At 64.2% G+C, this 13,640-nt stretch carries 12 protein-coding genes; 7 read left to right on the forward strand and 5 right to left on the reverse strand.

What is annotated here, in order from left to right:
* Positions 1–309: 309 nt before the first annotated feature.
* A complete protein-coding gene (gene radC / locus ACVWWQ_RS17025) occupies positions 310–981 on the reverse strand; it encodes a RadC family protein (RefSeq protein WP_133952424.1) in 672 nt (223 codons plus the stop codon).
* Between the two features lie 98 nt (positions 982–1,079).
* Here radC and coaBC point away from each other — a divergent pair, with 98 nt between their 5' ends.
* The 3 genes from coaBC (at position 1,080) to ACVWWQ_RS17040 (ending at position 5,132) form a co-directional block, all read left to right on the forward strand.
* Entirely contained in the window at positions 1,080–2,285 is a 1,206-nt protein-coding gene (coaBC, locus tag ACVWWQ_RS17030) for a bifunctional phosphopantothenoylcysteine decarboxylase/phosphopantothenate--cysteine ligase CoaBC (RefSeq protein ID WP_133952422.1), read from the forward strand.
* Positions 2,282–2,740, forward strand: a complete 459-nt coding sequence (dut, locus tag ACVWWQ_RS17035; RefSeq protein WP_133952420.1) for a dUTP diphosphatase — start codon at positions 2,282–2,284, stop codon at positions 2,738–2,740. The genes coaBC and dut overlap by 4 nt, the downstream gene beginning before the upstream one ends.
* 61 nt (positions 2,741–2,801) lie before the next feature.
* Positions 2,802–5,132: a phosphomannomutase/phosphoglucomutase gene (locus tag ACVWWQ_RS17040; RefSeq protein WP_133952418.1), complete on the forward strand. Its 2,331-nt coding sequence runs from the start codon at positions 2,802–2,804 to the stop codon at positions 5,130–5,132.
* Between the two features lie 135 nt (positions 5,133–5,267).
* Here the strand turns inward: ACVWWQ_RS17040 and ACVWWQ_RS17045 are convergent, their stop codons facing one another.
* Complete coding sequence (locus ACVWWQ_RS17045; RefSeq protein WP_133952416.1) at positions 5,268–5,912, reverse strand: DUF4124 domain-containing protein; 645 nt, start codon at positions 5,910–5,912, stop codon at positions 5,268–5,270.
* Positions 5,913–6,039: 127 nt separating this feature from the next.
* The gene (gene pyrE / locus ACVWWQ_RS17050; protein ID WP_133952414.1) at positions 6,040–6,687 is read right to left on the reverse strand and encodes an orotate phosphoribosyltransferase; all 648 of its coding nucleotides are present in this window, start codon (positions 6,685–6,687) and stop codon (positions 6,040–6,042) included.
* 146 nt (positions 6,688–6,833) lie between these two features.
* Between pyrE and ACVWWQ_RS17055 the strand changes: the two genes are divergently transcribed.
* From ACVWWQ_RS17055 to ACVWWQ_RS17065, 3 genes are all read left to right on the forward strand, one after another.
* On the forward strand, positions 6,834–7,604 hold the full coding sequence (locus ACVWWQ_RS17055; RefSeq protein ID WP_133952412.1) for an exodeoxyribonuclease III: 771 nt from the start codon (positions 6,834–6,836) through the stop codon (positions 7,602–7,604).
* Positions 7,594–8,910 carry an AmpG family muropeptide MFS transporter gene (locus tag ACVWWQ_RS17060; RefSeq protein ID WP_457383494.1) on the forward strand — a complete coding sequence of 439 codons (1,317 nt, stop codon included), beginning with the start codon at positions 7,594–7,596 and terminating at the stop codon, positions 8,908–8,910. The genes ACVWWQ_RS17055 and ACVWWQ_RS17060 overlap by 11 nt, the downstream gene beginning before the upstream one ends.
* A 153-nt stretch (positions 8,911–9,063) precedes the next feature.
* Positions 9,064–9,372, forward strand: a complete 309-nt coding sequence (locus tag ACVWWQ_RS17065; protein ID WP_457383495.1) for a hypothetical protein — start codon at positions 9,064–9,066, stop codon at positions 9,370–9,372.
* Here the strand turns inward: ACVWWQ_RS17065 and ACVWWQ_RS17070 are convergent.
* Both ACVWWQ_RS17070 and ACVWWQ_RS17075 read right to left on the reverse strand, forming a co-directional pair.
* Entirely contained in the window at positions 9,336–10,454 is a 1,119-nt protein-coding gene (locus ACVWWQ_RS17070; protein ID WP_133952461.1) for an anhydro-N-acetylmuramic acid kinase, read from the reverse strand. The genes ACVWWQ_RS17065 and ACVWWQ_RS17070 overlap by 37 nt on opposite strands.
* A 34-nt stretch (positions 10,455–10,488) precedes the next feature.
* Complete coding sequence (locus ACVWWQ_RS17075; protein WP_099654745.1) at positions 10,489–11,934, reverse strand: peptidoglycan DD-metalloendopeptidase family protein; 1,446 nt, start codon at positions 11,932–11,934, stop codon at positions 10,489–10,491.
* Positions 11,935–12,111: 177 nt separating this feature from the next.
* On the opposite strand from ACVWWQ_RS17075, the gene tyrS reads away from it, so the two are divergent.
* Complete coding sequence (gene tyrS, locus ACVWWQ_RS17080; protein WP_133952410.1) at positions 12,112–13,323, forward strand: tyrosine--tRNA ligase; 1,212 nt, start codon at positions 12,112–12,114, stop codon at positions 13,321–13,323.
* Positions 13,324–13,640 lie beyond the last annotated feature (317 nt).

Below are 13,640 nucleotides of genomic sequence, written 5' to 3' on the forward strand. Positions count from 1 at the left end.
GGTCTTGACAAAAGAATTTAACCAGCAATTTCATACACTTGGCCGATGCAATTCAGGTGAGATGGTGAACTCGCCCCGCGTGGCAGGTATCCCCGATTTGTGTATAAGTTTCGGCCACTTGGCAGCCACCCGTGAGCCGCCGCCTCGTCATCGAGCTGTCATGCGGCGCTGCGACACTAATCTGGCCATGAGATGAACTCCCCTCCAGATCCTGGCAAACGGAGACGCCGCTCTCTCCTCCCCAATCGGCCTCACGGCGTGGCTCTGCCACGCCGTCTTTTTGCGCGATCGCCCTCCGTGCCAGGTATTTCAGATCAGGCCGCGGGCAGCCATCGAGACCGGTTCGCCGCTGCCGATGACCAGGTGGTCGAGCACCCGCACGCCGACCAGTTGCAGCGCGTCGCGCAGCTCATGGGTGATCGCCCGGTCGGCAGCGCTGGGTTCGGCCACGCCGGAGGGATGATTGTGGGCAAAAATCACGGCGCAGGCGTTGTGGTGGAGGCAGGCACGGACCACCTCGCGCGGATGCACGCTGGCGCCATCGACCGTACCGCGAAACAACTCCTCGAAGCCAAGCACGCGGTGGCGATTGTCCAGATAGAGGCATCCGAATACCTCGTATGGCAGATGGCGCAGGCGGGCGCGCAGATAGTCGCCACTGTCGCGCGGATTGCCGAGGCTGGGCTTGTCCAGCAATTGTTCGGCCAGGCTGCGGCGGGCCAGCTCCAGGGCTGCGGCGATCCGCGCGCGTTTGGCCGGCCCCAGGCCGCCGGCACGAATCTGCTGCTCCGGGCGGCCCAGCAACGTGCCCAAGCTGCCGGCGTTGGCCAGCAACTCGCGACCCAGCGCCAGTGCATCCTTGCCGCGGCTGCCACTGCCCAGCAGCACCGCCAGCAACTCGGCATCGGACAGTGCCGCGCTGCCTCGGGACAACAGTTTTTCACGGGGGCGTTCACCCTCGGGCCAGTCGCGAATGCTCATCCGCTGAAGTTGCCGGAGCAGGGCCGTGCGGGGCAGCGGTGAGCGGGCATGAATCCGGTAAGCTAGGCCACTGCCCGACTGTCAGGCCCACCTTACATATGAGTCTTGCCCAACGCCGCATCCTGCTGGGAGTGTCCGGCGGCATTGCTGCCTATAAATCGTGCGAACTGGTTCGTCGTTTGCGAGACCTCGACGCCGAAGTCCGCGTGGTGATGACCGAAGGCGCCACGCACTTCGTCAGCCCGACCACGTTTCAGGCGTTGTCCGGCCAGCCAGTGCGGGTGAGTCTGTGGGATGCGCAGGCCGAGGCGGCGATGGGTCACATCGAGCTGGCGAGGTGGGCCGAGCGCATCCTGGTGGCGCCGGCCAGCGCCGACCTGCTGGCGAGGCTGGCCCAAGGCATGGCCGACGACCTGTTGACCACGCTGTGCCTGGCCAGCGCCGCGCCGCTGTATCTGGCGCCGGCGATGAATCAGCAGATGTGGGCGCATCCGGCGGTGCAGGCGAATATCGCCATCCTGCGCCAGCACGGTGCGACCCTGCTGGGCCCTGCGGTGGGCGACCAGGCCTGCGGTGACGTGGGCAGCGGACGCATGCTGGAGCCCCATGAATTGCGCGATGCGCTGGTGGCCTCGTTCGGTGAGCGATCGATGGCCGGATTGAAGGTGGTGGTCAGCGCCGGGCCAACCTACGAAGACATCGACCCGGTACGTTTCATCGGCAATCGCAGCTCCGGCAAGATGGGCTTCGCGGTGGCGGCCGCCGCGGCCGAGGCCGGTGCCGAGGTGACCCTGGTGGCAGGACCGGTCAGCCTGGCTACCCCGGCGGGCATGAGTCGACGGATGGACGTGCGCAGCGCGGCGCAGATGCATGCCGCGGTGCTTGAGGCGACGGCTCATGCGGACATCTATATCGGCGCGGCGGCGGTAGGTGACTATCGGCCACAAGAGATATCCGCGCAGAAGCTCAAGAAGCGCGATGGCGGCGAGCTGGTCCTGCATCTGGGTGAAAATCCGGACATCCTGGCCAGTCTTTCGGCGCAAACCGCGCACCCGTTCCTGGTCGGATTTGCCGCCGAGACGCATGATGTGGCCACGTATGCGCAGGGCAAGCTGCGCCACAAGGGGCTGGACATGATTGCGGCGAATCAGGTGGGCGGTGGCCTCGGTTTCGAGGCGGCCGAGAATGCGTTGACGCTTTACTGGGCTGAGGGCTCCGCCGAATTGCCGCGGGCGCCGAAGACGGAACTGGCACGCCAGCTGATTGCCCGGGTCGCAAAGCGGTTCCGGGAAGTACGCGCATGAACCTCGATGTGGCGATGAAAATCCTCGACCCGCGTCTGGGTGACAGCATTCCGCTGCCGCAGGCTGCTACTTCCGGAAGCGCCGGCATGGACCTGCGAGCGGCGCTGGATCAGCCGCTGATCCTGGCGCCGGGCGAAAGCGCACTGGTTCCCAGCGGCATCGCCATCCACATCGACGACCCGGGTTGGTGCGCACTGATCGTGCCGCGCTCCGGGCTGGGCCACAAACATGGCCTGGTGATGGGCAACCTGGTGGGAGTGATCGATGCCGACTACCAGGGGCCGTTGATGATTTCGTGCTGGAATCGCGGGCGGGAGCCCTACACCATCGCCGTGGGCGACCGCATCGCACAGTTGCTGCTGGTGCCGGTGGCACAAGCCCGACTGAACATCGTTGCCGAGTTCGCGCCCAGCCAGCGCGGGGAAGGCGGTTTCGGTTCCACGGGCATCCGATAGACAGACGAGCCGGTTCGATCGCATCGAGCCGGCTTTGCAGCTTCAGCCGCGGGGGCGGAATATGGCGTTGAACATTGCAAGAGAGCGCTTGAGCAACATCAGGATCGACTGGTGGACGCTGTTGCCGCTTGCCGGCGCCACCGTGCTGCTGCTGCTCGGACTTTTCTGCGCATGGCAAACCTGGCTGATTGCCGATGAGGGCAGCGCGATCGCCCGTGTCCACCAGGCTCAGGAACAGGCGGTCAACGCCATGTCCGAGGAGATCGCCAGCCAGCGCCAGTCGGTTGAAGCGGTGCTGGCACGGGTGGATCCGGCCACCTTGATGAGTGATCCGGCGCAGTCGGCTGCCGCGCTGCGCCAGCAACTGCCCCAGGCCAGGAAGCTGGAGCTGTACAGCGGGGATCTGGCCGAAGTGTTGCGCGCGAACTATCGCGACTTCGGTTATGCCAAGGCCGCCCAGCTGATGGCGGCACAGAGTGCCGATGGCCTGCCGCCGGCGCAGAGTGTGTCGTACGGTAGTGGTGATCGTCGACTAAGCCTGGTGATTCCGCTGGGTTTGCCGCAACAGACCCAGGCATGGGCGTGGGTCGAGCTGCCGTTCGCGCCGATGAAGCAGCGCTTCGACACCATTTCGCCCGCGGGCGGCCGGATCGAGCTGCGCCAGGGCGACGCCAGCGGCTACATACAACTGCTTTCCAACGGTTCGAACTCGGCGGAAATCGAGGCGATCGGCAAGCCGGTCCCCGGCAGTGCGTTCAGCGTGGGCGCCGGCCTTCCCCGCGCCTTCATCGTATTGCCGCGTTCGGTGGCATTGAGCGCCCTGCTGGCGCTGCTCGGGCTGGGTGGTGGCGGCTACCTTTGCTGGCTGCGCCTGCGTCGCCAGCAGCTGGCTGACGAGCCGGAAGAGGAGTTGCCGCCCCCGCTGGTCGAACAGGCCGCGCCCGCTGCTCCTCCGACACGGGTTCGCACGCCGCCGGCGGCCGCTCCCGCGCCTCCGCTGGTGGCGCCAACCAGCGTCGATCCCGCCATATTCCGCGCTTATGACATTCGTGGCGTGGTCGGCAAGACCTTGAACGCGGACGTGGCGCGAATGCTGGGCCAGTCCATCGGCACGCTGATGGGCGAGAAGGGACTGCGGGAAATCGTGGTGGGTCGCGACGGCCGGCTGTCCGGTCCGGAACTGGCCGCTGCGCTGACGGAGGGCCTGCGTGACGCCGGCATCGACGTGATCGACGTGGGCGCCGTGCCCACGCCGGTGGTCTATTACGCCGCTTATCGTTTCAATACCGGCTGCGGCGTGGTCGTCACCGGCAGCCACAACCCACCCGACTACAACGGTTTCAAGATCGTGGTCGGCGGCGAGACGTTGTCCGAGGGTGCGATCCGGGATCTCTACCAGCGGATCGCCAGCGGCGCGCTGAGCAGTGGTGGCGCAGGTGGACTGCGTCAGGTCGACGTGGCGCCCGACTACATCGAGAAGATCGTTTCCGACGTGCTGGCCGAGCGTCGGCTGAAGATCGTGCTGGATTGCGGCAACGGCATTCCCGGTGCGATCGCGCCGCAGGTGCTCGAGGGCGTGGGTTGCGAGGTGATTCCGCTCTACTGCGATGTCGACGGCAGCTTCCCGAACCACCACCCGGATCCGTCCGATCCGACCAACCTCGAAGACCTGATTCTTTCCGTGCGACAGACCGGCGCCGATCTCGGCATGGCGTTTGACGGTGATGGCGACCGCCTTGGCGTGGTGACCAAGGCCGGCGAAATCATCTATCCGGATCGCCTGTTGATGCTGTTCGCGCGCGACGTGTTGTCGCGACAACCGGGTGCCACGGTCATCTACGACGTGAAGTGCACCAGCCATTTGAAAGGCCAGATACTCGATGCCGGCGGCAGCCCGCTGATGTGGCGCACCGGTCACTCGCTGATCAAGGCCAAAATGCGCGAGACCGGGGCGGAGCTGGCTGGCGAAATGAGCGGTCACTTCTTCTTCAAGGAGCGCTGGTATGGTTTCGACGACGGCATTTACGCCGCGGCGCGCCTGCTGGAAATTCTTGCCGGCGACCTGCACGGACGCAGTCCGGAGGAGATCTTCGCCACCCTGCCCAAGAGCATTTCCACGCCGGAGTTGAAGATCGAGCTGGCCGAAGGCGAGCACTATCAGTTCATGGACAAGCTGCGGCAGCAGGCGACGTTCGAGGACGCCACCCTGATCACGATCGATGGCGTCCGGGCCGACTGGCCGGACGGCTGGGGTCTGGTGCGCGCGTCCCATACCACGCCGGTGCTGGTGTTGCGGTTCGAGGCCGACAACGCCGCGGCGCTCAGCCGCATCCAGCAGGTCTTCCGCAGACAGCTGCTGGCAGTCGACTTCAAGTTGAAGCTGCCGTTCTAGAGGAGACGCGTGCGGACCAGCCCGCGGCCGCCGCCGGAGCGGCTTGTCCGGATCGAGCCCAAAGAAAACGGGATGGCCCTGGGCCATCCCGCAGGATCGGAGATTCCGGCTGATCCGGCCAACTGCCGGCCGCCGCTATTCGCCGGTCTGCTGCTTGTCGTGCGCTGCCTTGACCACGCGGTAGTGCGCCATCGCCTGTGCCTGCTGTTGCACCGACTGGGCCCGGAACGCCTGCTGGCGTTGCAGGGTGTCGCGCTGGGCGGCGACCACGTTGCGTTGCTTGGCGATGCTGTCGGCCAGGGATTTCGGCACAGCCTCCTTGGCGTTCTCCAGGTCCGCCGCGCGGCCGAGCAGATCGGTCAACGCCTTCTCCTGGCTGCGCAGATTGATGCGGGTCGTATTGATCTGCTGATCGTAAGTGCCCAGCGCTTGCTGCAGCGAGATCTGGTAAGACTCTTCGTCGGGATAAGCCGACAGCATCTGGGCATCGGCATTGGCCCGGTCCTGGATGACCCGGTCCTTCGCGGCCTGCTCGGCGGCCAGCTTGTTTGCCGCGGCGCGCTCTTGGGCGTTCAACTGACGCGCCACGCGTTGCACCACCAGACCCCGGTCGTTGACCAGTTCATAGCCGTACTTCATCGCCTCGGCGGTCAGACTGTCGCTGAAGTGAACCAGACCCTGGTTGTCATGCCATTTGTAGCGAACGCCGCCGCTCTGCGCGTGTGCCGACAGGCTCGCGCCCAGCACCAAGGCAGCAATGATGATCAATGGTTTACGCATGGATTCCCCCCTCGTGGGCCAGTATAGCCGTGCTCATTGCACTGGCTAGCCACTACCCTGGCGGGATGCAAGGGCAACTGTCGCGATTGTGACCGGTGTCGCCGCAGTGTATCGATGCTGGCTGAACTCAACGCTGAACCCCGTAGCTCTGCCGATAGGCGACCAGTCGGTGGTGCTCGTTCGCCAGTTGGGGCTGCTCGCCGGCGTAGGCCAGCACGTCGTCGAGGCTGGTGATCGCAATGACCGGAATGCCGTGGTCGGCGGCCACTTCCTGGGCGGCCGAGCGTTCGCCCAAACCGCGTTCCTGCCGATCCAGAGCGATCAGCACGCCGGCCGGCGTGGCGCCGTGCTCGCGGATCAGCGCCAACGATTCCCGCACCGCGGTTCCCGCGGTCATCACGTCGTCGACGATCAGCACGCGCCCCTTCAGCGGAGCACCCACCAGCATGCCGCCCTCGCCATGGGCCTTGGCTTCCTTGCGGTTGTACGCCCACGGCAGGTCGCGTTGGTGCTGCTCGGCCAGAGCGATGGCAGTGGCTGCGGCCAGCGCGATGCCCTTGTAGGCCGGACCGAACAGCATGTCGACGCCGATGTCCGCGTTGACCAGTGCGGACGCGTATGCCCGCCCCAACTGGGCCAGTGCGGCGCCAGAATCGATGCGACCCATGTTGAAGAAATACGGGCTCTGGCGACCGGACTTCAGGGTGAATTCGCCAAAGCGCAGCACGTCGCGCTGCAAGGCCAGTTCGATGAAATCGCGTTGATAAGCGTGCATGGTGGTCTCGTGCAAGTCGATTCGTTGCCGCGTCCGCCGTGTGCGGCGCGTCGCGGGCGCCATGGTACAGCCGTCACTGCCGCCATGCGGATGACGGGGACGGCGGGCATGATTGTTATGATGGCTCATTCGCTTCGGGAGCTTTCATGCGCATCATCAGCCTCAATGCCAACGGCATCCGTTCAGCTGCAACCAAGGGTGTCTTCGACTGGCTGCGCTTGCAGGATGCCGACGTGGTTTGCCTGCAGGAGACCAAGGCGCAGGAACACCAGTTGACCGACCCGATGTTTCGTCCGGATGGTCATCATTGTTTCTATCGCGACGCCAGCAGCAAGAAGGGCTACAGCGGCGTGGCGATCTATGCGAAGCGCGAGCCGGACCAGGTGCTGACCGAGCTGGGCTGGGACGAATTCGACCATGAAGGGCGTTACATCGAAGCGCGTTTCGGCAACCTCAGCGTGGTGTCGCTGTACTTCCCTTCCGGTTCGTCCGGCGAGGAACGCCAACAGTTCAAATTCAAGGCGATGGAATGGATCACGCCGATCTTCCAGAAGTGGCTGGAAAGTGGCCGCGACTACGTGATCTGCGGCGACTGGAACATCGTCCACACGAAGAACGACATCAAGAACTGGTCGTCCAACCAGAAGAATTCCGGCTGCCTGCCCGAGGAGCGCGCATGGCTGGATCTGCTGTTCCAGCAGCGCGGATGGGTCGACAGCTTCCGCGCGATCAAGCCCGATGCGGTCGAATACACGTGGTGGTCCAACCGTGGTCAGGCACGCGCCAACAACGTGGGTTGGCGGATCGACTACCAGGTCTGCACGCCGTCGTTGCGCGAACGCATGCAGGCCTGCTCGGTCTACCGTGACCAGCGTTTCTCGGACCACGCACCGTACATCGTCGACTATGCCGACTGAGCTCGCGCCGGCCCGACCGGCCAAGCCGTCGATATGGCGCGCCTTTGCCCAACCGGCCGCGTGGACGATGTTCCTGTTCGGCTTTTCGTCGGGGCTGCCGTTCCTGCTGGTGGCGGGCACGCTGGCGTACTGGCTGAAGGAAAACGGCATCAAGCTGGCGGACATCACGATGATCGCCAGCGCGGGCATGACCTACGCGTTCAAGTTTGTCTGGGCGCCTTTGCTCGACCATGGCCGGATTCCTGGCTTCGCCCGATTGGGGCAGCGCCGCGGCTGGCTGCTGTTCGCGCAGTTGGGCGTGATCGTCGGGCTGCTGGCCATGGCGCTGCTGACGCCGGCCCAGCTGACCCCGTTCGTCGTGGCAACCCTGGTCGTGGCATTTTTTGGCGCGACCCAGGACATCGCGGTCGACGCATACCGCATCGAGATCGCCCCGATCGAGGCCCAGGGCGCGCTGGTGGCGACCTACTCGCTCGGCTACCGGATCGGTCTGCTGCTGGCCGGTGCCGTGGCCCTGATCCTGGCCGATCACCTGCCATGGCGAACGGTGTATGCATTGATGGCCTTGTCGATGGCGGTGCCGGTGGCAACGACGCTGATGGCGCGCGAGCCGGACGTGTTGCGGGTCCGCGCGGCGCGCTGGCGCGATGCGATGCGGGAAAGCGTGATCGACCCGTTTGCTGACTTCTTTCGTCGCTACGGCTGGATACTGGCGGGCGTGATCCTGCTGTTCCTGCTGCTGTTCAAGATGCCGGAGCAGGCGACCATCGGCGGCATCATGAGCCCGTTCTACCGCGACATGGGCTTTTCCAAGACCGAGATCGGCACGATCACCAAGATCTACGGGATCTGGATCGGCATCGTCGGCGTGTTTCTCGGCGGCGCCGCGGTGGCGCGCTGGGGTGCCTGGCGACCGCTGGGCGTCACGATCGTGCTGTGTGGCTGCAGCAACCTGCTGTACCTGTTGCTGATCGCGCACCCCGGCAACCTGCTGGTGCTGACCCTGGTGATTTCCGGGGAAAATCTCACCCTCGGCATGCTCGGGCCGCCGACCGTGGCGTTCCTTTCTTCCCTGGTCAATCGAAAGCACACCGCCACCCAATACGCGCTGCTCAGCTCGTTGGTGAATCTGCCCGGGAAATTGCTCGGCTTTTTTGCCGGCGGCATCGCCACAGCCACCGGCTACGGCGGCTATTTCGTGATCACCGTGCTGGCCGTGTTGCCGTCGATGATGTTGTTCGCGTGGCTCTGGCGATATTTCCGTGGCGTTGAACGGGTGCGTATCGCCAGCGAGGAACAGGGCTGAAGGCCATGCCTTGAAGGCACTCTCGCGACGCTGTTCACAAGCCTATTGCCAATTGGCCCACGGATTTATGCTCCGGCTGCTGCGTTGTGCGACAGCTGTGCAAGCATCGGAGCCACAGGGCATGTGCAACATGGAGTGACGCTTGTGCCGGACATGATTTTGCAACACGTCGACAGCCTGCTGACCGAGCGCATCAGGTCGCTGGCCAAACACCGCCGTTGTTCCATCAACGACGTGATGCTGCAGGCATTGCGTAGCGGACTGGGTATCTCGGTGGCGCATCAGTTCAGCGAAAGCCAGCGTGATCCTGATGCGCTGGGCATGCTTGAAGGGCAATGGGAAGATGCCGAACAGGGCGTATTCCAGGAGGCGTTGCGGGCGCTGGCGCATACGCGACCGACCCAGCTGGCGCCGGAAAGGATCCGTTACAACGAACCCGCCGCCGGGGCGGGCGCGGAATAAACCGCACCCAACACGCGGGGGCCGCGTGCCCCCGTCACCGAGGGAAGATTGCCCGGCAGTCCAAGCAGCCGCTGGCGTGCCAGCCAGGCAAAAGCCGTGGCTTCGAGGAAGTCCGGATCGATGCCGTAGCGCGAGGTGCTCAAAAGCACGCTGGGAGCAAGCAATTCGGCGAGGCGTCGCATCAAGGCGCCGTTGTGCACGCCACCGCCGCAAGCCAGTACTTCCTGCGCCTCCGGCGCATGCTGCGCGATGGCTGCGGCAACGCTCCGGGCGGTCAGTTCCAGCAAAGTCGCCTGCAGATCGGCGGGGGCCAGCGCGGCCGCTCGGCGATGACGGGCCAGCCAGTCCAGATGGAAGTGCTCACGGCCGGTGCTTTTGGGTGGTGCCAGCGCGAAATAGGGGTCGCTCAGCAGGCTGGCGAGCAACTCGTCGTCGCAATCTCCGCTGGCCGCATACGCGCCATCCCGATCAAACGGTTCGCCCCGCTGGCGCTGGCACCACGCGTCGAGCAGGCCATTGGCCGGTCCGGTGTCGAATCCGATCACGCGGCCGTCGGCAGCAAGGACGGTGATGTTCGCAATGCCGCCGAGATTGAGTACCACCCGGGTATGGCCGGGGCGGGACAGCAGCATGGCATGCAAGGCCGGCAACAACGGCGCACCCTGCCCGCCTGCGGCGATATCGGCGCGCCGGAAATCTGCCACGACGTCGATGCCGCAGCGTTCGGCAATGATGCTGGGGTCGCCCAGTTGCAGCGTGAAGGGGTGTTCGCCGCCAGGGCGATGGCGCAGGGTCTGGCCATGCGAGCCGATCGCGCGGACGGCGCTGGCCGATGTACCACTGTGTTCAAGCAGGGCCAGCGCCGCGTCGGCGAAGCCGAGGCCGATCTGCACGTCCAGACGCCCCAGCGCATCGATATCCAGAGCGGTTTCACCCTGCGCAACGGCAATCATCCGTTCGCGCAAGGCATCTGGCCAGGGATGCGAATGACTGGCCAGCAACAGCGGAACACCGCGCTGGAAGCTGACCAGCACGCTGTCGATGCTGTCCGCGCTGGTACCGGAAATCAGCCCGAGGTACATCGCCGAAGCATCGTCACCCACGGGCTGTCGATGCTCAGTTGTCGTGGTTGGTCGGGGCGCTGGCGCGAGCCAGCTTGATGCGCGCGTCCAGTTCGGTGAGGCGCGCCATCTGCGGCTTGACGACCTCGGCCCTGAAGCGCGCCATTTGCGTGGGCGGCAGCGGCTCGGGTTTCGGCAACGTGACCGTCTGCGGATTGCGCTGCTGGCCGTTGACACGGAACTCATAGTGCAGGTGCGGACCGGTAGCCAGACCTGTCATGCCGACAAAACCGATCACTTCCCCCTGACGAACCCGCTCACCGACATGCTGTCCCTTCACGAAGCGAGACATGTGGCCGTAAGCGGTGCTGATGGTCTTGTCGTGCTGGATCACCACGAAGTTGCCGTAGCCGCGCTCCCAACCGTGATACTTGATCACGCCGTCGCCGGCGGCATGGATGGGCGTGCCGCTGGGCGCGGCGTAGTCGACACCCTTGTGCGCGCGCATGCGGCCGAGGATCGGATGCAGACGTGCCGTGCTGAACGTGGAGGAGATACGGGTGAAGTCGACCGGAATGCGCAGGAACGATTTCTGGATGGGGCGGCCATCTTCGCTGTACCAGCCGTAGCTGCCGTCACCTTTCTTGAAGCGGTACGCGGTGTAACGCTTGCCCTGGTTGATGAACTCGGCGGCGACAATATTGCCCTGCCCGTAACGCATGCCATCGCGATAGATGTCGTCGTAGATCACGGTAAAGGTGTCGCCGGAGCGAATGTCCTGCACGAAATCGATGTCGTATTTGAACAAGTCGGCAAGCTTGCCAACCATGGAGGCGTCCATTCCGGCCTGGTCACCGGCGGCATACAAGCTGCTGCGAATGACGCCGTGCGCCACCTGCTCGCGCAGATCCATGTCCCTCTTCTGGATCGCCAGCGTCGGCTTTGCGCCATCAAGGCGAACGATGGCGCGACTGGCCTGGTCCTGGTCGAAACGAAAACCCTTGAGGCTGCCGTCGCTACCGAGCAGGAAGTCGAATTCCTGGCCAGGACGGATGCTGTGCAGCGCGGTTTTCGCCGTGCCGGCAGCATCCATGACGCGCTGCAGATCGGTCATGCCCAGACCGCGCGCGTTGAAGATGTCGGAGAGCGTTTGGCCGGGCTGCACCCGAACCACTTGCCAGTCGTCCACCGTCGGCGTGGTAACCCCGGCGTGCGCTACCTTGGGCAGTGCAAGCGGAAGCAATGAATGCAATTCGGGAGTGGGCGAGGGACGCATCGCGCTGGCCCAGGCCGGCATGATGAAGCCGGATAGAACGGTGATCAGCAGGGCAGTGCCGGCCAGCACCAGCCGCTCGCGATGCCAGCGGATGGGTTCGATCTCCGTGGAACGGTTGAACGACCAGTGCGCGCAGCGTTCGTAGAAGTTGGAGTGTCGGCGCTGTGCCTTGCGGCAGATCGCCTGCTTGCGGTTTTGCCGCGTCCCCTGCTTTTCTTCTGCCATGCTGTGTCGCCCACGTTACAAAGTACGAACTGCGCGTACCATAACGGTGATGTGTAAAGGGCGTCAACGCCTTTCCCATCAAGGGTTTGCAACACATTCCTTGTTAACACACAATTAACGTTGACGGCACGGTCACATGGTTGACCGTGACCCACTTTCACGAGCTGAGAAAACGACATGAGCGAGCTTGAGCAGGCGCTGGCCACCATTGCGCGTGGCGCCGACGAAATCATCAAGCGGGAAGATCTGGCTGAACGCCTCAAGATGGGGCGCCCGCTGCGGATCAAGGCGGGCTTCGATCCGACCGCCCCGGACCTGCATATCGGTCACACGGTCCTGTTGAACAAGATGCGTCAGTTTCAGGACCTGGGTCATCAGGTGATCTTCCTGATTGGCGACTTCACCGGGATGATTGGCGATCCGACCGGCAAGAATGCCACGCGCAAGGCGCTCACCCGCGCGGACGTGCGTGTCAATGCGGAGACCTATGCCAATCAGGTCTATAAGGTGCTGGACCGCGAACGCACCGAACTGCGCTTCAACTCGGAGTGGTTCGACCAGATGACGGCGGCTGACATGATCAAGCTGGCCGCCCAGCACACGGTGGCGCGGATGCTTGAACGCGATGACTTCGCCAAGCGTTATGCCGCGCAAAAGCCGATCGCCATTCACGAATTCATGTATCCGCTGACCCAAGGCTACGACTCGGTGGCCCTGAAGGCCGATGTCGAACTGGGCGGCACCGATCAGAAATTCAATCTGTTGATGGGGCGTGGCCTGCAGGAGCACTACGGACAGCCGCCGCAGGTCGTGTTGACCATGCCGCTGCTCGAGGGTCTGGACGGTATCAACAAGATGTCCAAGTCCCTGGGCAACTACATCGGCATCAATGAGCCGGCCATAGATATCGTCACCAAGACGATGAAGATCGGCGATGACCTCATGTGGCGCTGGTTCGAGCTGCTCAGCTTCGACGTGTCGCTGGATGAGATGGCCCGCATGAAGCGCGACATTGCCAGTGGCGCGCTCAACCCGCGTGACGCCAAGCTGCGCCTGGCTCGCGAGCTCACCACCCGATTCCATGACGCCGCCGCCGCGGAACAGGCCATCGCCGGTTGGCATGCGGTCGTACGTGGGGAGGGTGATACCGCGTTGCTGCCCCTGAGCGAGATTGCCGTGCCTGCCGAGGGCCTGCGGCTGGCAGCGCTGCTGGTGGCAGCCGGGCTAGCCGCCAGCAACTCCGAAGCCAATCGCAAGCTGAAAGAGCGCGCGGTACGCATCGATGCGGTCGTGGTCGAGGATGGCCAGCAAGCTCACGTGCCCGGTTTCGAGGGCGTACTGCAGGTAGGCAAGCGCAACTTTGCCCGGGTAAGGCTGGTGCAGGGCTGATCCTGGGCGGGTTTGAACCCCGCGGGACGCCGGAAACGGGCTTCCGAAAAGAATAAATTCCAGTGCTGTCCATGGCTTGCGCGATATCTGGAAAATTTCCTTAAAGAAACGCTTGCCAAAAACGACACAGCCTTTATTATTCGCCTCCCCGCCGCAGCAGACATCGCCAAACGGGTCGCAACAACCTCGAAGATTTCTTCTCAAGGGTGTTGACGGACACGGAAAGCGATGTAGAATGGGCGGCTCACCTAGGACGAAACGTCTTGGGGCGCAAACCGGAAACGGGATGCAAGCGAACGATCTTTGACAGTGTGCGC

It is taken from the genome of Rhodanobacter sp. TND4EL1 (genome assembly GCF_054061035.1).